General features: G+C 49.9%; 19 protein-coding genes. All 19 read left to right on the forward strand.

What is annotated here, in order from left to right; translation table 11 throughout:
- Positions 1 to 24: 24 nt before the first annotated feature.
- The 19 genes from ahbB to cooS all read left to right on the forward strand — a co-directional run bounded on the left by ahbB (position 25) and on the right by cooS (position 19,140).
- Positions 25 to 522: a siroheme decarboxylase subunit beta gene (gene ahbB, locus ACZ481_RS09200; RefSeq protein ID WP_464769846.1), complete on the forward strand. Its 498-nt coding sequence runs from the start codon at positions 25 to 27 to the stop codon at positions 520 to 522.
- Complete coding sequence (locus ACZ481_RS09205) at positions 515 to 1,423, forward strand: phosphate butyryltransferase (RefSeq protein ID WP_464769847.1); 909 nt, start codon at positions 515 to 517, stop codon at positions 1,421 to 1,423. The genes ahbB and ACZ481_RS09205 overlap by 8 nt, the downstream gene beginning before the upstream one ends.
- 343 nt (positions 1,424 to 1,766) lie before the next feature.
- Positions 1,767 to 3,395, forward strand: coding sequence for an L-lactate permease (locus ACZ481_RS09210; RefSeq protein ID WP_464769848.1), 1,629 nt, complete (start codon positions 1,767 to 1,769; stop codon positions 3,393 to 3,395).
- A gap of 280 nt (positions 3,396 to 3,675) precedes the next feature.
- A complete protein-coding gene (locus ACZ481_RS09215; RefSeq protein WP_464769849.1) occupies positions 3,676 to 4,752 on the forward strand; it encodes a ferredoxin oxidoreductase in 1,077 nt (358 codons plus the stop codon).
- Positions 4,753 to 4,771: 19 nt separating this feature from the next.
- Entirely contained in the window at positions 4,772 to 5,542 is a 771-nt protein-coding gene (locus ACZ481_RS09220; protein WP_464769850.1) for a thiamine pyrophosphate-dependent enzyme, read from the forward strand.
- 4 nt (positions 5,543 to 5,546) lie between these two features.
- Positions 5,547 to 6,263 carry a 2-oxoacid:acceptor oxidoreductase family protein gene (locus ACZ481_RS09225; protein ID WP_464769851.1) on the forward strand — a complete coding sequence of 239 codons (717 nt, stop codon included), beginning with the start codon at positions 5,547 to 5,549 and terminating at the stop codon, positions 6,261 to 6,263.
- A 12-nt stretch (positions 6,264 to 6,275) separates the two neighbouring features.
- Positions 6,276 to 6,524 (forward strand): 4Fe-4S binding protein, encoded by a 249-nt coding sequence (locus ACZ481_RS09230; protein ID WP_464769852.1) that lies wholly within the window; start codon positions 6,276 to 6,278, stop codon positions 6,522 to 6,524.
- Positions 6,525 to 6,623: 99 nt separating this feature from the next.
- Positions 6,624 to 7,577 carry a polyprenyl synthetase family protein gene (locus tag ACZ481_RS09235; protein WP_464770603.1) on the forward strand — a complete coding sequence of 318 codons (954 nt, stop codon included), beginning with the start codon at positions 6,624 to 6,626 and terminating at the stop codon, positions 7,575 to 7,577.
- 22 nt (positions 7,578 to 7,599) lie between these two features.
- Positions 7,600 to 8,382, forward strand: a complete 783-nt coding sequence (locus ACZ481_RS09240) for a FadR/GntR family transcriptional regulator (protein ID WP_464769853.1) — start codon at positions 7,600 to 7,602, stop codon at positions 8,380 to 8,382.
- Positions 8,383 to 8,504: 122 nt separating this feature from the next.
- Positions 8,505 to 8,720: a twin-arginine translocase TatA/TatE family subunit gene (locus ACZ481_RS09245; RefSeq protein WP_464769854.1), complete on the forward strand. Its 216-nt coding sequence runs from the start codon at positions 8,505 to 8,507 to the stop codon at positions 8,718 to 8,720.
- Positions 8,720 to 9,553 (forward strand): twin-arginine translocase subunit TatC, encoded by an 834-nt coding sequence (gene tatC / locus ACZ481_RS09250; protein ID WP_464769855.1) that lies wholly within the window; start codon positions 8,720 to 8,722, stop codon positions 9,551 to 9,553. Before ACZ481_RS09245 ends, tatC begins: the two co-directional genes overlap by 1 nt.
- 30 nt (positions 9,554 to 9,583) lie before the next feature.
- Positions 9,584 to 11,044 carry a menaquinone biosynthesis decarboxylase gene (locus tag ACZ481_RS09255; protein ID WP_464769856.1) on the forward strand — a complete coding sequence of 487 codons (1,461 nt, stop codon included), beginning with the start codon at positions 9,584 to 9,586 and terminating at the stop codon, positions 11,042 to 11,044.
- Positions 11,037 to 11,888 (forward strand): UbiA-like polyprenyltransferase, encoded by an 852-nt coding sequence (locus ACZ481_RS09260; RefSeq protein ID WP_464769857.1) that lies wholly within the window; start codon positions 11,037 to 11,039, stop codon positions 11,886 to 11,888. The genes ACZ481_RS09255 and ACZ481_RS09260 overlap by 8 nt, the downstream gene beginning before the upstream one ends.
- A 296-nt stretch (positions 11,889 to 12,184) precedes the next feature.
- Complete coding sequence (locus ACZ481_RS09265) at positions 12,185 to 12,817, forward strand: cyclodeaminase/cyclohydrolase family protein (protein WP_464769858.1); 633 nt, start codon at positions 12,185 to 12,187, stop codon at positions 12,815 to 12,817.
- A 17-nt stretch (positions 12,818 to 12,834) separates the two neighbouring features.
- A complete protein-coding gene (locus ACZ481_RS09270; RefSeq protein WP_464769859.1) occupies positions 12,835 to 13,698 on the forward strand; it encodes a bifunctional 5,10-methylenetetrahydrofolate dehydrogenase/5,10-methenyltetrahydrofolate cyclohydrolase in 864 nt (287 codons plus the stop codon).
- 49 nt (positions 13,699 to 13,747) lie between these two features.
- Positions 13,748 to 14,395 carry a DUF3786 domain-containing protein gene (locus ACZ481_RS09275; protein WP_464769860.1) on the forward strand — a complete coding sequence of 216 codons (648 nt, stop codon included), beginning with the start codon at positions 13,748 to 13,750 and terminating at the stop codon, positions 14,393 to 14,395.
- Positions 14,396 to 14,497: 102 nt separating this feature from the next.
- Positions 14,498 to 15,262 carry an ATP-binding protein gene (locus tag ACZ481_RS09280; RefSeq protein WP_464769861.1) on the forward strand — a complete coding sequence of 255 codons (765 nt, stop codon included), beginning with the start codon at positions 14,498 to 14,500 and terminating at the stop codon, positions 15,260 to 15,262.
- A 79-nt stretch (positions 15,263 to 15,341) separates the two neighbouring features.
- Complete coding sequence (locus ACZ481_RS09285; RefSeq protein ID WP_464769862.1) at positions 15,342 to 17,015, forward strand: formate--tetrahydrofolate ligase; 1,674 nt, start codon at positions 15,342 to 15,344, stop codon at positions 17,013 to 17,015.
- A 187-nt stretch (positions 17,016 to 17,202) separates the two neighbouring features.
- A complete protein-coding gene (cooS, locus tag ACZ481_RS09290) occupies positions 17,203 to 19,140 on the forward strand; it encodes an anaerobic carbon-monoxide dehydrogenase catalytic subunit (RefSeq protein WP_464769863.1) in 1,938 nt (645 codons plus the stop codon).
- Positions 19,141 to 19,184: the final 44 nt, after the last annotated feature.

A 19,184-nucleotide genomic window follows, 5' to 3' on the forward strand; every position in this document is an offset into this window, starting at 1 on the left:
AATGAGCGGTTGGCGAGGTGTCTTATGTTAGATAGCCTGGATAAAAAAATAATCGCCGTCATGCAGGGCGAGTTTCCGCTGGTGGCGGAACCATATAAAGAGCTGGCGCAGCAGATCGGCATCGCCGAGGAGGAACTGCTGGCAAGGCTCAACAAATACCGGCTGTCGGGGCAGCTGCGCAAGATGGGAGCCGTATTACGGCACCGGGAGGTCGGCTATGCGGCCAATGCGCTATGCGCCTGGGTAGTTCCGGCAGCGCAGCTGGATACAGTCGGCCGGACAATGTCCGGCTGTATCGCGGTTACTCATTGTTATGCCCGGATTCCCCAGCCCGGCTGGCCTTATAATTTTTATACCATGCTGCATGCCCATACCCGGGAAGAATGCCGCCGGTTAGCCGCAGAACTGGCCAAGGCAGCAGGGCTTGAAACCTACACCCTGTTATTTAGCACCAGGGAGTGGAAAAAGACCAGCATGAGCTATTTTCCTGAATACGCGAAAGGAGAGGAACCTGTTGACTGACAAGCTGCTTACGAGTTTTGATGATGTGCTGACGGCGGTGCAGAATAAGCCCCCTAAGCGGGTAGCTGTGGCCGCCGCCCAGGATGATGCCGTGCTTGAGGCTGTGCAGGGGGCACAGGCCCAAAAACTGGCGGAGTTTATTCTGGTAGGTGATAGGGATAAGATTAAGGCTGTCGCCGGCAAAACTGGTGTTACGCTTGACGCTGTCACGATAATCAATGAACCTGACGACCGCAAAGCCGCCTACCGGGCGGTAGCGCTTGTTTCCGGCGGCGAAGCCGACGTGCTGATGAAAGGCATAATTAATACTGCCGATTTTCTTAGAGCCGTGCTGGATAAGGAAATCGGCTTACGGACAGGCAGGGTGCTCAGCCATACGGCAGTCTACGATCTCCCGGGCTTTAACCGGCTGCTTATGATTACCGACGGGGGGATGAACATTGCGCCGTCGGTACAGCAAAAGGCCGACATTATTCAAAATAGCGTGCAATTAGCTAACGTACTGGGAATCAGACCTGCCAAAATAGCCATTTTGGCGGCTGTGGAAGTGGTTAATCCCGATATGCCGGTGACAATGGAAGCGGCCGCCTTGGCCAAAATGGCGGACCGGGGCCAGATTAAAGGGGCTATTGTTGACGGTCCGCTGGCGCTTGACAATGCCATCAATCCGGAGGCGGCAAAACATAAGGGCATTATCAGCCCTGTGGCCGGTATGGCCGATATCCTGGTTACCCCTGATATCGAAGCCGGCAATATCCTTGGCAAATCCCTGGTCTATATTGCCAACGGTAAAATGGCCGGCCTGGTGCTAGGGGCCGCTAAGCCTGTTATAGTAACCTCGCGGGCCGATACTTATGAAGCAAAAATGATGTCAATCGCCTTGGGGGCATTGCTTGGTTAGCCAGAGGGGCAGCGTTTGGCAGGCTGCCTCTTTGGCTTTTTTTTCACATAATAGCAAGCTGCCAAAAAGATAAAAAGTTATAAATATTTGGATTTTACAAGCAGGAATTTGTTAGTACAAGTAGAATAACATCAGAGGTAAGATGGTCAGACCACCAGTCCTCTAGGGCGGCAGTTTTGCTTATATCTGCGGTGTCCGGGGCGGACAATTTAGGCAAAAGGTTTTACTCTTGTAATGTTACTTGAAAGCGGGGTGTGTGAGCAGCGTTTTAACTTGCAGACTATTCAAACAAATTAATTTAGAGAGAAAGCGTTAATGCTAAAAAAGAGGGGTGTAAAATTTCATGACGTGGACACAAATATATGACCCAATGGGAAATTTAGCTTTATCGGCATTTATGGCAGCAATTCCGATGATTATTATTTTTTATCTGCTTGCCATCCGCCGGACACCTGGCCAAATTGCCGGCGCAGCCGCTGTAACCTCGGCGGTGCTTGTGGCTATACTGGTATATAAGATGCCTGTTGCCACAGCGCTTACTGCCACCGGTATGGGGGCAATGTATGGTGTATTCCCCATCTTTTGGATCGTTATTACCGCAATTTTCATTTACAATATGACCGTTGAGACCGGTCAGTTCGAAATTATCAAAAACTCAATCGCTTCTATTACCGATGACCGCCGCCTGCAGGCGCTGCTGATTGCGTTCGCCTTCGGCGCCTTCCTGGAAGGCGCTGCCGGCTTTGGTACACCTGTTGCTATATCGGCAGGCATGCTGGTAGGCCTGGGCTTTAATCCACTTTATGCAGCCGGTCTTTGTCTGATCGCTAACACGGCGCCTGTTGCTTTCGGCGGGATTGGTATTCCCATTATCGTAGCTGGTCAGGTAACCGGTATAGAAACGATGAAGATCAGCCAAATGGTAGGGCGCCAACTGCCATTCCTCTCGGTAATTATTCCGATTTGGCTCGTTGTCCTGATGTCAGGCTGGAAGTCGGCAATGGAAGTGCTGCCTGCGTGCCTGGTAGCCGGTATATCCTTCGCTTCGATCCAGTATTTCTCATCTAACTTTATTGGCCCGGAACTGCCTGACATTCTTTCGGCCCTGGCCACGATTGTTGCCTTAACCATTTTCCTCAGGACGTGGCGGCCGGCTAAAATATGGCGGTTTGCGGATGAAAAGGCTGCGGCTACGGCCACAAAAATTCCCGTGTATTCATTCGGTACAATTGTTAAGGCCTGGTCACCCTTTATTGTTCTTACGGTTATGGTTATTCTGTGGGGTCTGAAGCCGGTCCAGGCTATAATTGACGCTGTGTCACTCAAGATACTGGTGCCTGGTCTGGACAAAGTGGTTATGCAGGTTGCGCCGATTGCGAAGCAGTCAACAGCAATGGCGGCCTTGTACAAGGTTAACTGGCTGAGTGCCGCCGGTACGGCCCTGTTTATTGCCAGCATGATTTCCGCCGTTATTTTAGGCATTGGCCCCAGCCGTTTCTGTAATATCTTTGCCCGGACTTTTAAACAGCTGACTAAGCCGCTAATCACGATTCCTTGTGTGCTGGGTCTTGCTTATGTTATGAATTATTCCGGCATGAGTTCCACGTTAGGCTTGTTCCTGGCAGGAACAGGCAGCTTTTTCCCCTTTTTCTCAGCCTTCCTGGGCTGGCTGGGGGTATTTCTGACCGGTTCGGATACTTCTGCCAACGCGTTGTTTGGCAATTTGCAGGCTGTTACTGCTCAGCAAGTGGGGATGGACCCGGTTCTGGCTGTTGCCGCGAACTCCTCCGGCGGTGTAACCGGTAAAATGATTTCACCGCAGAGTATTGCCGTGGCTACTGCTGCTACCGGCCTGGTCGGTAAAGAGGGGGATCTTTTTAACTTTACCGTATTGCATTCCCTCACCCTGGCGGTTATGGTCGGGCTTATGACCTATGCCCAGGCCTATATTCTGACCTGGATGATTCCTTAGTTTAATTGGCATTACTTGCCAGTAGGCGCCAGCTAAAGGCGCTGCATATAGAACTGTTAGCTGCTGGGTATGATATGAGGAGGGGAAATATCCCCGCCTCATATTATTATCTGTATATAGGCCAACCATTTTTTGAAAACTACTAAATATCTGATTAATCTATAGCTTGACCAGTGCCCGGGACGAATCCGCCGCAGGCTCTGGTCAGGCTATAGCCTGAGTAATGCCCGGCCGCAAGGCTGATCGTAAGCAAGGCTATATATTTTCAGGAGGTGCTCTTATGGCCGAAGTTTCACTGAAAGGTGAACAAAGAGTATTCATGACAGGCAACGAGGTGTGTGCCTGGGCCGCAGTGGCGGCTAAAGCCGACATTATGTACGGCTACCCGATCACACCGCAAAATGAGATTATGCACTATTGGACAAGGCTGGCGCCGAAATACGGAAAACGTTTTCTGCAGACAGAAGATGAGATTTCTGCCGGCTTTACCACTCTCGGCGGCGTAATTTCCGGCCGCAAGGCCTTCACGGCGACGGCCGGGCCCGGCAATGTTTTGATGCAGGAATCTGCCGGCATGGCCGAGATGATGAGACTGCCGATTGTGTACATCATTCAACAGCGGGGCGGCCCTTCGACAGCCACCGTTATCTATGCCCAGCAGGAAACGACCCTGACCACCTTCGGCGGCAACGGTGAGGGCCATCGCATCGTATATTCCACTGCCACTCACCAAGAATTATTTGATTATACGATTAAAGCCTTCAATTCTGCCTGGACTTACCGTTTCCCGGCTTTTGTGCTGGGCGACGGCTATCAGGCGAAAATGCGCGAACCGCTTACTGTTTATGACCCGGAAGAAAAAGGAATGAAACTGGTTAAGCCCGCACCGATCCTGGGGGATACGGAAAAACCGGACCGCCAGATTAAGCATATCCGCAATACCTACAATACGGAAGATGAATTATATGAAGTCGTGATGAGTCATCAGCGCGACTGGGACAAGATGGCGGCTGAGATCGTGGAATGGGACGCCAAGGGCTGTGAAGATGCCGAGGTGATTCTTGTTACCCATGGCATTGTGTCCCGTGCTGCTCTGACCGCTTACAACCAGCTGCGGGCTGACGGCCGAAAAGTGGGCTATTTCCGGCCCATAACCCTGCGCCCTTTCCCGGGCAGCCAGCTTATAGCCGCCAGCAAAGGCGCCAAGAAGCTGCTTGTGGCTGAATCGGCCTATGGCCAGCTGCTCAAACTTGTACAACAGGAGATCTTCGGCAGCACAATTGAAATTGTGCCCATGCTCCGTCCGGGGGGCGGGATTACGACCGAAGAAATTATTGAAGAATATAACAAACTGTAAAACAGGAGGGAGGACTAACATGCAGGATCTGAAACAAAACAATGTGTTGCAGCCGGCCATGCCTGCCAGCTGGAACCAGGATACCAAGGCGCATAAGTTCTGTCCGGGCTGCGGCCACGGCATTATCCTGAAATGTCTGGGTGAGGCGATTGATGAGCTTGGCATCAAAGACAAGATGGTGTTCGGCTGCGATATCGGCTGTTCGCTTTTAGCCTGGGATTTCTTTAACGTTGACACAGTGCAAACCCATCACGGCCGCACTACGCCGGTCATAACAGGCATGAAGCGGGCCAATACCGACATTATCGGCGTTGCCTACATGGGGGATGGCGGCGGTTATGCCATTGGTTCCCAGCATCTGTTCAATGCCGCTGTCCGGGGGGAAAAAATTACAATCTTCCTGTGCAATAACTGTAATTATGGTATGACAGGCGGACAGATGGCACCGACCACGCTGCCGGGAATGAAAACAGAAACCACCCCTTACGGGCGTGATGTGGAGCAGGCAGGATATCCCACAAAAGGACCGGAAATGGTTGCGGCAGTAGCCCCGGAAGGCGCGTATGTTGCCCGGGGTACTGTGGCTAATCCCCGGCAGTTGAAAGGATTTATTAAAAAAGCCCTGCAGAACCAAATCGACGGCAATGGTAGCTCCTTTGTGGAATGTCTGGCCGGCTGCCCGACCAACTGGCGTACCAACGCCAAACAAACCTGGCAGTTTATTGAAAAAGATATGGCTCAATACTTTAAAGTCGGCGAGCTCCGCACGCCGCAAGCGAAGGAGGGCTAAACCAGTGGCCAAAGTCATTAAAATAGCGATTGCCGGCGAAGGCGGTCAAGGCGTTCAGTCCATTGCCGAGATTTTAGCTGAAGCGGCTAACGAAGAAGGCAAAAATGCCTTGTATATTCCGAACTTCGGGGTCGAGCAGCGGGGCGGTGTGTCCATTGCTTTTGTTCAGGTTAGCGATGGTGCCATTGGGGCGCCGAAATTCCAGAAAGCCGACATTCTTATTCCCGTAAGCCCCCGCGCTGTTGACCGGACCCAGATGTATGCCGGGAAAGAGACTGTATACATATATGACAATTCGCTGATTCAGGAAGGGGAAGTTAACGACAGCATTATTGGCCTGCAGTACTTTGACGTAACCCCGCCCTGTCCGACCGCCGAGCATCCCAATGCCGACCTGCCGCAGGACCTGATTGCCGGTGAGCCCAAGACCTGCTCGTTTACTAAACCCGGACCGGGGGTAGACCCGGCAGCTATTCCTGAAGTTAAGAAAGTCGTAGCCATTCCGGCCAATGACATTGCGAAAAACGAGCTGCACCCGCGGGTGTTCAACATCATCATTTTGGGTGCCGTCATTGCCGCAACTGAGGTTTTGCCAATTGACAGCATAAAAAAGGCGCTGGAGACTAAGCTGGGCGACAAGTTTAAAGCAAATCCCGCACTCCGAGACATGAACTTTAAAGCTCTCGAACGCGGCTATCAACTCATTAAGAGTGCAATGTAAGGAGGGGCTGCAATGGCTAAAGTGAACTGGGAATCTGTAAAATATGACGGCGAAAAAGGCTTTTGGGCTGTTTTTCCTAATCTGTGCAAAGGCTGCGGCTTATGTATAGAAAAATGTCCGGTAAAGTGCATTACCTGGTCGGAGGACCTGGGTGTATATGGCACACCCCGCGTTGAGTCCGATATGGAAAAATGTATCGTGTGCGGTATTTGCCAGATGGTTTGTCCGGATTGTGCTGTCCGTGTGGAAAAAAATAAGTAAAGGCCTGCCAATATTGTAGACTACTGCCGGTATATGGTGTATTATAGAAACAGATTTTGTCTTGTAGGTGATTATTGAGTGAGCAAATTTCCAAACAACATTTTTGGCATAGTTCAAGATGATCTGGCTGCTGTGGAAAAAGAACTGTATTCTATTATACAATCTCCGGTTGATTTGGTTAACGATATTAGCGTACACCTGGTACAGGCGGGCGGTAAGCGTTTACGGCCCGCTTTGTATCTGCTATGCGCCCGGGGCGCTACGCCCAATCAGTCTGAACTTTTACCCCTGGCAGTAGCCATAGAATTAATCCATATGGCTACCCTGGTGCATGATGATGTAATCGATAATGCGGCAACCCGGCGCGGGCGCCCCACTGCGAATGCCCGCTGGGGGAATCATAGTTCGGTTTTGACGGGGGATTATTTGTTTGCCAAGGCGTTTTCCACAGTAACTGCCGCTGCTGATAAAAACATGCTGAAGATTTTGACTGATGTTATCAGCACCATGTGTGAAGGGGAAATCGTTCAATTGCAAGAAGCTTTTAACCCTGAGCAGAATGAAGCCGATTACCGGCTGCGGGTGGCGCAGAAGACAGCGGAATTTATCGCGGCAAGCTGTGAACTGGGGGCATTGTCCGGGCGGATGGAACACAGCGAGGTGGCGCAGTTGCGGGAGTACGGCTATTCGATCGGCATGGCTTTTCAGATCACTGACGATATTCTGGATTTTACAGCCTCGGCCGAACAGATTGGCAAACCGGTGGGAAATGATTTGCGGCAGGGTATCGTTACTTTGCCGGTTATCTATGCGCTAAAAAACAGCCCCGATCGTGCTGAACTCAGACGCATTATTGTTAACCAGGCGATGGCGGACGACGACGTTAAACGGGGCCTGGCAATAGTTCAGGCGACTGACGCCATAGAATACAGTTATGCTCAGGTCCATAAATACCTGCAACATGCTCGTAATAGTTTGCCAGCAACGCTTAACGGCCCTGTCAGACAAGCCTTATTGTCTGTGGCCGACTTCGTAGGTCTGCGTAAGTACTGACTGGCATTACTTGGGAGGTGCTATGTTTAAGCCGGTTAAAACGAAAAAAGTGTATGAAGAGATTATTGGACAAATAAAAAAACTCATTATTGACGGTAAGTTGCATCCCGGCGACAAGCTGCTGTCTGAGCGGGAGTTGGCCGACACCTTAAACGTCAGCCGCGCGTCGGTGCGGGAGGCGTTCAGTGCGCTTGAAATTATGGGGATTATCACCATTCGCCCGGGAGAGGGAAGTTTTGTCAGGCAGGTTTCTTATGAAGGCATGATGGAGCCCTTATCTTTTCTTTTACAGATCGAAATTGACGATATTGTGCAGTTGCTGGAAGTGAGAAAAATTTTGGAGATTGAAGCAGCCGCGCTTGCTGCCGCCCGTTCCAGTCCGGAGGATCTGGAGAATATAAAACACGCCCTTGTCAGCATGCTTGAGGAGGTAAACGCCGGCGGTATCGGGGAAATTGGCGATGCGGCTTTTCATTTTTCCATTGCCAAGGCAGCCCATAACCCCATACTGATCAAATTAATGAATGCCATTTCAGACCTGCTGACAAATACATTCCGTACATCCCGGCAAAAGCTGTTTTTAATCGATAATATGCCGACCTTATTACATCAATCCCATTATGAAATATATGAGGCGATAGCGGCCCGTAATCCGCGTTTGGCCAGACGGAAGATGCAGGAGCATCTCAACCTGGTGGAGGATGTGCTCATTAAGATTAAAGCAGGCAAAGTTCATACTCTGAATAAACGCAAAAGCAAAGAGCTACTGCAAATTCCCAACGAAGATTACGGCTTTCCTTCGTAGTGTGTCCTGGCAGGACATAACAGGGTCAGCCGTATTTTGCTATTCGTTTTGATGGATTGTAATTTGCCGGACAGGCAGGTATAATATAGCTGTATCAATATGCAGAAAAGGGGATGGTTTTGATGTTTAGTTTCAGCATGCCGGAATTGGTGTTAATATTAATTATTGCCCTTGTCGTTTTTGGTCCGGGCAAACTGCCGGAGGTTGGCAAGGCGATCGGCAAGGGGATTCAGGAGTTCCGCCGGGCAAGCAGCGATATTGCCAATAAGGATGAACCGTCAAAAGTTGAAGCCACACCCGATAACAAACAGAATGATGAGAAAAAGAAGGATATTTAATGCCAGATCGCACGCGCAATGAACCGAATCAGCCGGCAGTGACGCCAACAACGGAAAATAGTGTAATATACAGTGACAAAGTGGTCAGAGATGAGCCGTACCCGGCAGAGAACGACGCCGTTGCTGCTGAAGATCAGCCGCAGGGGGGGATGTCCTTAATCGGTCATCTGGAAGAGCTGCGCCGCAGAATCATTATTATGATTGTTGCCATTGCGGCCGGCAGCTTAATTTGCTATTTTTACGCCACCGAGATTACGGGCCTGATTACCGCCCCGGCGGGAAAGCTATATTATATGAATCCGGCTGAGGCCTTTTTTACCTATCTGAAAGTTTCTGTTTTTGCCGGCTTTTTGCTGGCACTGCCTGTTGTTATGTATCAGCTATGGGCGTTTGTTATGCCGGCATTGACCAATAATGAACGGACGGCAGGGGTCTTTTTGGTGCCTGCCTCAATTATTTTATTTTTTATTGGCCTGTTTTTTTCTTATTATCTGGTTTTGCCGGCCGGGATTAAGTTTTTTATGGGCTTCGCCAATGATAGCCTGCAGCCCATGTTTTCCATCAGTCAATACATCTCATTCGTAATTTCTTTTTTATTGCCCTTTGGCTTTATTTTCGAATTACCGCTGTTTATTCTGGTTATGGCCAGAGTAGGCCTGATTAGTTCGACTTTTTTGACAGCAAAACGAAAAATAGTTTTGGTTATGTCTTTTGTTATTGGCGCTCTCATTTCACCAACACCCGACGTTTTTTCCCAGACGATGGTGGCTGTGCCCATGATTTTGTTATATGAGGTCAGCCTCCTGATTGTAAAATATATATTGCGCAAATAGCGGTTTTTCTTTGGAAAGGAGCATTAAGCTTTGGCCTATAACGATCTGCGGGAATTTATTGCGGCGCTGGAGTCGCGGGGCTGGCTTAAGCGGATCAGCCAGCCTGTGGAATGCGAACTGGAAATTACTGAGATTACCGACCGGGTTTCAAAAATGCAAGGCGCCAAAAATGTTGCTTTGCTGTTTGAGAATGTTACAGGGTATGATATGCCTGTGCTGATGAATGCTTTTGGCAGCATGGACCGTATGGCCCTGGCCCTGGGGGTTGAACATATTGATGATATAGCCCGGGAAATAAGACAAATTCTGAAGCTTCCCTATATCTCACTGCAGAATAAGATGGATTTGGTCAGAATTATCCCCGCGGCCAAGCGGGCGATTAATTTTCCCAAATATGTAAAGCACGCCCCCTGCAAGGAGGTAATTATCAAGGACCAGCCGTCACTGGCGAAGTTCCCTGTTTTAAAATGCTGGCCCGGCGATGCGGGGCGGTTTATTACCCTGCCGCTGGTCTTTACCAAAAATCCGCTTACAGGCAAACGCAATGTCGGCATGTACCGCTTGCAGGTGTTTGACAACCAGACAACAGGCATGCACTGGCATATTCATAAAAACGGGGCCGAGAACTACCGTGCGCACCGGGAACTGGGCAAAGACAGAATTGAGGTTGCCGTTGCCATTGGCGGCGATCCGGCGATAACCTATGCGGCAACAGCCCCGCTGCCCCGTGATATTGATGAAATGGTTTTTGCCGGTTTTTTACGCAAGAAAGCAGTGGAAATGGTTAAATGCGAAACTGTTGACATTGAAGTTCCGGCCGGCGCGGAGATTGTGCTTGAGGGCTTTGTGAAAATGGATGAACTCCGGGTGGAGGGACCTTTTGGCGATCATACCGGTTATTATTCGTTAGCCGACAACTATCCTGTTTTTCATATCACCTGTATTACCCATCGCCGCAACCCTGTATACCCGGCAACCATTGTCGGCAAACCGCCAATGGAAGACTGTTATTTGGCCAAAGCCACGGAGCGGATTTTTTTGCCGGTATTACAGCTCCAGTTACCGGAGATTGTTGATATAAACCTGCCCCTGGAGGGGGTATTTCATAATTGTGCAGTGGTGGCAATCAAAAAAAGCTACCCCCAGCAGGCGAAGAAGGTAATGCATGCCATCTGGGGAATGGGGCAGATGATGTTTACAAAAATGATTATTGTTGTCGATGAGCATGTCAATGTCCAGGATATGAACGAGGTTTGGTGGCGGGTGTTTAATAACATTGATGCCCGGCGGGACATAACCATGGTCGATGGTCCGCTTGATGTCCTTGATCATTCCTCGCCCATGCCCAACTGGGGAACCAAAGTCGGCATTGATGCGACCAAGACCTGGCGGGAAGAAGGCCAGGTCCGGGAATGGCCTGATGAAATTATTATGTCGGCAGCTATAAAACAAATGGTTGATGCCAAATGGAAGGAATTAGGCCTTGAGTAAGCTGAAAGCCCATATGGATAATATTGCTCTGTCCCACTCCGTTTTTGCCTTGCCGTTCGCCTATATGGGGGCTTTTCTGGCGGCCGGCGGCCTTCCCCGCGGACATGACCTCCTGTGGATCACGGTCGCGATGGTCGGTGCCCGCAGTGCCGCGCTGGCGCTCAATAACCTTATTGATTTAAAGTATGACCGGCTGCATCCCCGTTTCACCCAGCGGCCAATGGTTACAGGTCTGGTTAAACCCTGGGAGGCGGCGGCTTTAATTGCCGGCAGCCTGTTGCTGTTTCTGCTGGCTGCCGCCCGGCTGCAGCCGCTGTGTTTGCAGCTGTGGCCGCTGGCGCTGGCGCCGCTGGTGGCATATCCGTATATGAAGCGTTTTTCCTGGACCTGCCACCTGGTCTTAGGGGTGGCGTTAGCAGCTGCGCCTGTCGGGGCCTGGATTGCTGTCCGGGGCGACATATCACCTGTTGTCCTGGTGCTGGGGCTGGCAGTAGCGGTATGGATTGCGGCCTTTGATATCATTTATGGCTGTCAGGATGTGGAATTTGATAAAGCCCATGGTTTGCATTCGATGCCTGTGCGGTTTGGCGTCGAGGGGGCGCTGCGGTTAGCCAGAGGTATGCATTTTGTTAGCATTGCCGGTTTTGTTATTGTCGGGATTTGTTTAAAATTGGCCGGCATTTATTACGTCGGTGTGGCCTTGGCAGCCGCTGTGCTCATATATCAGCACGCGATTGTAAGTCCGTCGGATTTGAGCAAGGTTACCCAGAAATATTTTATGCGCAATGGTCTCGTAGGGATGGCGATGCTCTTGTTTACTGCCTTCGCCCTGCTCTGCCGGTAAAGATATGTAGTCACGGTTGTTCGGTGTTTACTAGGCAAGGCCATTGATAATAACTAGCTTATGCTGTCTGCAAGAAGGGTAAGTTAGTTATTTTTATATATGCAATTCGACATTATAAGACAATAAAATTTTTTTTGAATAATTAAAAACTAGCAGGAATTTCGGAATAAAAAGCGAATTTTTTCCATTGGAATGTATGTGAAATAACAAACTAGTTTATGCACGAAGGCAAGGCGTGTTATTTTACAACTGAATGGTACAGCAAATAACGAAGCTGATGGGAGGAGAAAACAGTAATGAGTATGCTGGATAAGTCCTGTACGGATTTTCTGGATGTACTGGCCTCAAAGGCCCCGGTACCGGGCGGCGGCGGGGCCGCAGCTCTGGGCGGTGCGATTGGCATGGCTCTTTCCAACATGGTAGGTAATCTTACCGTTGGTAAAAAGAAATATGCTGAAGTTGAGGATGAGGTTAAAGAGCTGATTGTTAAAGGGGAAAAGGTGATTGCCGAATTAAAAGCTTTAGTGGATGAGGACGCTGCGGTTTTTGAACCCCTGTCCAAGGCTTATGGCCTGCCTAAAGATACGCCGGAACAGATTGCCTATAAAGCAGAAGTTATGGAAAAATGTTCGAAAGATGCCTGTGAAGGTCCTATGCAAATTATGCGTAAGTGCTATGAGGGTATCAAGATTCATGAGCGTATGGGCCAGATAGGAACAAATCTGGCTATTTCTGATGTCGGCTGCGGGGTCGTATTCCTGAAATCGGCGCTGATCAGCGGGATGCTTAATGTTGTCATTAATCTTAATACCATCAAAGATCAGGAATATGTCAGCAAAAACCGGGCGGAGATGGAACAGCTTCTGGCTGACGGTTCCCAGATTGCCGATGCGACTTTGGCATTGGTTTTAAATAAGATAAAAAAATAGAAGGGGAATGGTGGATAATGGCTGAAAGATTAGCTGGTAAAGCAGTTGCCGATGCCATGAAGGAGGAACTTTCCCAAAAGGTGGCAGCAATTAAAACCAAAGGCATTACGCCAAAATTAGGAATTATCCGGGTCGGCGCCCGGCCGGACGATCTGTTCTATGAGGGCGGCGCCAAGAAAACCTGTGATTCCATCGGTATGGCTTATCAGATTTTTGAATATCCGGCCGATATTGACCAGGCTGCTTTTGAACAGGCAGTGACGGCTGTTGGCGCCAATAAAGAAATAAACGGTATCTTGATGTTTGCCCCGCTCCCCAAGCAACTGGATGAGAAGAAGATTCGCAATCTGATTCCGGTGGAAAAGGATGTTGACTGTATGACCATTGGCAGCGCTGCCAAAGTATATACGGATGATCCCACCGGCTTCCCGCCCTGTACCCCTACGGCCTGTATGGATATACTCAAATTTTATAATATCCCGCTGAAAGGCAAAAAAGCAGTTGTGCTGGGCCGTTCCCAGGTGGTCGGCAAACCTGTTGCGATGTTGTTGCTCAGAGAACATGCCACCGTTACTATTTGTCATTCCCGTACAGATAATTTGCCGGCCGTGTGTGCTGAGGCGGATGTCCTGATTGCTGCCGTTGGCCGTGCTAAAATGGTCAAGGCCAATTATGTCAAACCAGGTCAGGTTGTCATTGATGTGGGTATCAATGAAGATCCCGCCAATCCCGGTAAATACTGCGGTGATGTGGATTATGCCGAGGTTGAGCCCATCGTCGGCAAAATTACACCAGTACCCGGCGGTGTCGGCTCTGTAACCACAGTGGTTCTCTGCAAGCAGACCATTCAGGCCTGTGAACTGCAAAACGGACTGGCGTAGTTTTCTGAATAATCATTAGTTTCACTTATCGCGCTAGGAGGCACACCTGATGCAAACTGGTAACATTATTCCGCAGCATCTGCAGAACGGCTATTTGTTAGCATATGAAAAAGCCTGTACAGACCTGTCTGCTCAAAATCCGGCAGAAATAGCCGCCAGCAGTGGTGCCGGATTTGATAGTGCCAACAAGCTTTTTACCCTTAAATATCTTAATGAAGTATATACTGTCGCTTATCCTGCAGGGACAGTAAGTTATGCCGGCCGCCAGGATCAGGTGCCGGTGGCGGCCAAGGTGGTAATCCTGCATTATTTGCTGACAGGCAGCGGTCAGCCGTTAAGCGGGCAATTGATATCCTTTAAAGAAATACCGGGCGGCATGATTTACCTGCAGCCTTTTAACGGCCGGGTCCTCGGCGGCTTTAAAGCCCTATTTGGCAAGAACGCCGCCCTCCTGGTTAAAGCCGGGGAAAAACTGGGCGGCCGGATTGTGAAGTATGGTGATGCTGCTGTTACTATGGATGTCCTGCCCCGGGTGCCTGTTACCTATGTAATCTGGGAAGGCGACGAAGAATTTCCGGCCAACGCCACGGCGCTGTTTGACGCTACGGCCGCTTGTTACCTGCCGACGGAGGATCTGGTTGTAGCCGCCGCCGCCGGTGCCAGCCTGCTGGGGAAGACGGCCCGTGCACTGGCCTGATCAGGAGCAAGCCTGCCTGAATTTGGCAGATAATTTAGTCAATATTAATTAATCAATAAATAATAATTATTTACCGGTTCATTTGGTAAAGGAGGTGAAATTTTGAAAATCGCAGTCTCCGGCAAAGGCGGCGTCGGTAAAACGTCTGTCTCTGCCAGTTTAGCCAAATTATTTGCCCGTGACGGCCGCCGCGTTTATGCAGTGGATGCTGACCCGGATGCCAGTTTAGGTCTTGCCCTGGGGATTCCTGATGATATCTTGGCTAAAGTAATTCCGTTAATCGACATGGAAGAAGTGATTAAGAAAAAAAGTGCCGGTGGCGGCCTGTTCTACTCGCTTAATCCGGATGTCGACGACATTTTAGACGAGTATTCCATTAGCGTGGGTAACATCAGATTTTTAAGAATGGGTGCTGTTAAACCCGGGGGTTCGGCCTGTTACTGCCGCGAAAATGCTTTTTTGTTTTCCGTTGTGGATTCCTTGATTCTTGATAAAGACGATGTTGTTATTCTTGACATGGGTGCCGGCATTGAGCACTTAACGCGGGGAACATCGAAAGGTGTAGACCTGATGATTGTGGTAACAGAACCAAGCAAAACCAGTGTGCAAACCGCAAGGGTGGTCATGCAGCTGGCAAAGGATTTGGGCATTGAAGTTGCAAAAGTCATTGCTAACAAAATACGTTCTCCAAAAGAAGAAGCATTTATCCAGGAACAGTTTGCTGCTCATGAACTGTTGGGCGTCATTCGTTTTGATGATGAACTGCTGGATGTTGCTCTCGGAAACGGAGGGGACATACTTACCGGAGCCTTCAAAACAACAATGGAGGAAATTTATGCGCGGCTGGCCGCCAACTCCAAACCCTAGTACCTTGACAAATTAAAACACCCGGCCAAGGCACCAGGTTTTAAAGGCAAAAGCTCAAAAATATTAGGAGGTAAGTCTAATGTCTTTTAAAAGTGACGTAGAAATCGCCCAAGAGGCGAAAATGGCCAAGATTGTTGATGTTGCAAACGAACTCGCGATCCCTGCAGAAGAGCTTGAGCTCTATGGTAGTTACAAAGCTAAGGTTTCCCTGAAAACCTGGGAGCGCATTAAAGCGCGGCCGGACGCTAAGCTGATCCTTGTAACCGCTATTAATCCGACCCCGGCCGGTGAAGGCAAAACCACCACTACGGTTGGACTTGGCGATGCTCTGCGGAAAAAAGGCAAAAAGGTTGTTATCGCTCTGCGTGAACCTTCCCTTGGGCCCTGTTTCGGCGTTAAAGGCGGTGCTGCCGGCGGCGGCTATGCCCAGGTAGTGCCGATGGAAGATATTAACCTTCATTTTACCGGTGATTTCCATGCGATTACCACCGCCCATAACCTCCTGGCAGCAATTATTGACAATCACCTGCATCACGGCAACGCGCTTGGCATTGATCCCCGCCGCGTAACCTGGCGCCGGGTGCTGGATCTTAACGAGCGGGCCCTGCGTTTCATCGTTTGCGGCCTTGGCGGCAAAGCCAACGGCGTGCCGCGGGAAAATGGCTTTGATATTACGGTCGCTTCGGAAATGATGGCGATTTTATGCCTGGCCAAAGATCTGGATGATATGAAAGCCCGTATTGGCAAGATTATTGTTGCGTATACGCTGGATGGCAAACCGGTAACCCCGAACGACCTGAAAGTCACCGGTGCGCTGACCCTGCTCTTCAAAGACGCCATTAAGCCGAATCTTGTGCAAACACTGGAAAACACGCCGGCTTTTGTACATGGCGGCCCGTTTGCTAACATTGCCCACGGCTGTAACAGCGTATCGGCAACCAGGTATGCCATGAAGCTTGCTGATGTTGTTGTAACGGAAGCCGGTTTCGGCGCCGACCTGGGGGCGGAGAAATTCCTTGATATTAAGTGCCGTTTTGCCGGCTTTAAGCCTGCCGCCGTCGTGATTGTCGCCACCGTCCGGGCTCTCAAAATGCATGGCGGCGTACCTAAAACCGAGCTGGTTGGCGAAAATATGGCTGCACTGGAGAAAGGGCTTGCCAATCTTACCAAACACATCGAAAATATGCAGAAATTCGGGTTGCCCACGGTTGTCGCGATTAATGCTTTCCCGACAGATACGGCCAATGAACTCAAGTTTGTTGAGGAAAAATGCAATGCCATGGGGGCGGAAGTTGCCTTATCTGAGGTCTGGGCCAAGGGCGGCGAGGGCGGCCTTGCGCTCGCCGATAAAGTTCTGGCAGCTTGTGAAAAACCCAACAACTTCAAATTTATTTATGACGAAAAAGCGGCCATCAAGGACAAAATCGCTGCTATCGCCACCGAAATCTATGGCGCTGACGGCGTAAATTATACCCCGGCAGTGGAAAAGACCATTCAGGAGCTGACTGCTCTTGGTTATGATAAAACACCGATTTGTATGGCAAAAACCCAATACTCCCTGAGTGACGACATGTCTAAACTGGGTCGTCCGTCCGGGTTTAAAATCACAGTCCGGGAACTGCGGGTTGCCGCCGGTGCCGGCTTCCTGGTGGCAATCACCGGCGAAATTATGACAATGCCCGGTCTGCCGAAAGCTCCGGCCGCAGAAAGAATGGATATTGACAATACCGGCAAAATTGTTGGTTTATTCTAATTCTACAAAAAATCCTAATATATCGAAAATTTTTTGCAATCTTTGCAGGTATTCGCCCAATCCAGGGCGAATACCTGAATATAGAGTTTGTGAAAAAAACCTCATATCAGTAACCCTGAATAGCCTGCTCCTTGTAAGTGGACTCACTTGAAAAACAACTATGATGAACATAGGGAGGAAAAGAAGAATGTCCGACAAAAGAACAATCGACGTGGCAGCCACCCCAATGCTGGAAAAAGCCAAAGAAATCGGCTTTTTAACAACATTTGACCGGGCCAAAGCCCAGGAGCCTCGCTGCACCTTTGGGAACACAGGTATTTGCTGCCGTATCTGCCTGCAGGGCCCCTGCCGTATTCTGCCTAAGAAACCGGGTGGCAACAAAGGCATCTGCGGTGCCATGGACTACACCATTGTTGCCCGTAACATTGTCCGCTATATCGCCGGCGGCTCAGCTGCTCACTCTGACCATGGCCGTCACATTGCGGAAACCGTTCTTCATGTCGCCGAAGGCAAACTGAAGGATTATCAGATCACAGATACTGCGAAATTAATGGCTGTTGCCAAAAAGATTGGCGTGGAAACAGAAGGCCGCGATGTAATGGCTGTTGCCAAGGATGTCGCCACCGCAGCCCTGAATGAGTTTGGCCGCGTTAATGAGGACGACATTACCTGGATTACTGCCAACAGCAACGAAAGCACACTGGAAGTCCTCCGCAAAACCAACATCCTGCCCAGCGGCATTAATCTGAGCCTGGCCCAATTGTTGCACCAGACCCATGCCGGCAACGACGCCGATCCTGTTAATATTATTTTCGGTGGTCTGAAGGCCGCTCTGTGCGACTATGACGGTATGGCGCTTGCTACCGATCTTTCCGATATTCTGTTTGGTACCGGTGTACCTGTAGTGACTGAGGCCAACCTTGGCGCAATCAAAGCCGACAAGGTTAACATCGCTCTTCATGGCCATAATCCGCTGCTCTCGCAAATAGTAGTTAAAGCTGCCAAGGAGATGCAGGAAGAAGCTAAAGCTGCCGGCGCTGCAGGCATAAACCTGGTTGGTATCTGCTGTACTGGTAATGAAGTCTTGACTCGTGAAGGTGTTGCTATTGCCACTAACTTTGCTACTCAAGAATTGGCTATCCTTACAGGAGCTATGGACGCAATGGTTGTTGACGTACAATGCATTATGCCGAGCTTGCGCAGCCTGGCTGAGTGCTACCATACCAAAATTATTACTACCATGCCGATTATGAAAATTCCCGGATCTTATCACCTGGCCTTTGATGAGCACAATGCCCTGAACAGCGCTAAGGAGATTATCCGTCTGGCTATCGATGCTTACAAGGTTCGCGATAATGAAAAGGTATGCATCCCGGATGTCAGAAACACGGTTGTTGCCGGTTTCACGCTGGAATCAATGCTCAACATCTTTAAGAAGATCAATGCCGATGCCCCCATCCGGGTTTTGACCGATGCCATTGAGGCTGGTGAAATTAAGGGGGTTGCCCTGTTTGCCGGTTGCAACAACCTTAAAGGCACGCATGATGAAAACCATTTCACGATCGCTACCGAGCTGGCTAAAAATGATGTGTTTATTGTCGCTACCGGTTGCGCCGCCCAGGCATTCGGCAAAGAAGGCCTGCTGAACGGCGACGGTGTGAAAAAATATGCCGGTGAAGGACTGAAAAAATTCATTGGCCGCCTCAATGCCGCCGCCGGCTTAACAGCTGAACTGCCGCTTATATTCCATATGGGCTCCTGCGTTGACAACAGCCGCGCCCAGGATCTTGCCAACCTGATGGCTAAGGAAATGGGCCTGGATAACCGGGATGTGCCTTATGTTGCCTCCGCTCCGGAAGCCATGTCGGAAAAAGCGGTTGCCATCGGCTCCTGGAATGTCGCCCTTGGCAATCCGGTCCATGTTGGGGTTGTTGCTCCTACTGTTGGCAGCACCCTTGTCAATGATGTTGTTACCAAGGTTGCGGAAGACGTGTTTGGCGGCTTCTTCTTCTGGGAGACTGATCCTGTCAAGGCCGCCGGCAGACTGGTAGATATCCTTGAAGAGCGCAACTGGAAGAATGCTATGCGTAAGAAAGCCAATCAGGCAAGAGAAGAAGCTAACTAAGTAACTTTTAATAGATATTGCCACCTTTTGTTATTGAGAAATTG

This window comes from Sporomusa intestinalis (assembly GCF_055383785.1).

Coding starts and splice junctions, on each gene's coding strand:
- ACZ481_RS09285 (WP_464769862.1), top strand. CDS start 15,342: ATGTCTTTTAAAAGTGACGTAGAAATCGCCCAAGAGGCGAAAATGGCC.
- ACZ481_RS09275 (WP_464769860.1), top strand. CDS start 13,748: ATGCAAACTGGTAACATTATTCCGCAGCATCTGCAGAACGGCTATTTG.
- ahbB (WP_464769846.1), top strand. CDS start 25: ATGTTAGATAGCCTGGATAAAAAAATAATCGCCGTCATGCAGGGCGAG.
- ACZ481_RS09265 (WP_464769858.1), top strand. CDS start 12,185: ATGAGTATGCTGGATAAGTCCTGTACGGATTTTCTGGATGTACTGGCC.
- ACZ481_RS09245 (WP_464769854.1), top strand. CDS start 8,505: ATGTTTAGTTTCAGCATGCCGGAATTGGTGTTAATATTAATTATTGCC.
- cooS (WP_464769863.1), top strand. CDS start 17,203: ATGTCCGACAAAAGAACAATCGACGTGGCAGCCACCCCAATGCTGGAA.
- ACZ481_RS09215 (WP_464769849.1), top strand. CDS start 3,676: ATGGCCGAAGTTTCACTGAAAGGTGAACAAAGAGTATTCATGACAGGC.
- ACZ481_RS09230 (WP_464769852.1), top strand. CDS start 6,276: ATGGCTAAAGTGAACTGGGAATCTGTAAAATATGACGGCGAAAAAGGC.
- ACZ481_RS09240 (WP_464769853.1), top strand. CDS start 7,600: ATGTTTAAGCCGGTTAAAACGAAAAAAGTGTATGAAGAGATTATTGGA.
- tatC (WP_464769855.1), top strand. CDS start 8,720: ATGCCAGATCGCACGCGCAATGAACCGAATCAGCCGGCAGTGACGCCA.
- ACZ481_RS09220 (WP_464769850.1), top strand. CDS start 4,772: ATGCAGGATCTGAAACAAAACAATGTGTTGCAGCCGGCCATGCCTGCC.
- ACZ481_RS09210 (WP_464769848.1), top strand. CDS start 1,767: ATGACGTGGACACAAATATATGACCCAATGGGAAATTTAGCTTTATCG.
- ACZ481_RS09270 (WP_464769859.1), top strand. CDS start 12,835: ATGGCTGAAAGATTAGCTGGTAAAGCAGTTGCCGATGCCATGAAGGAG.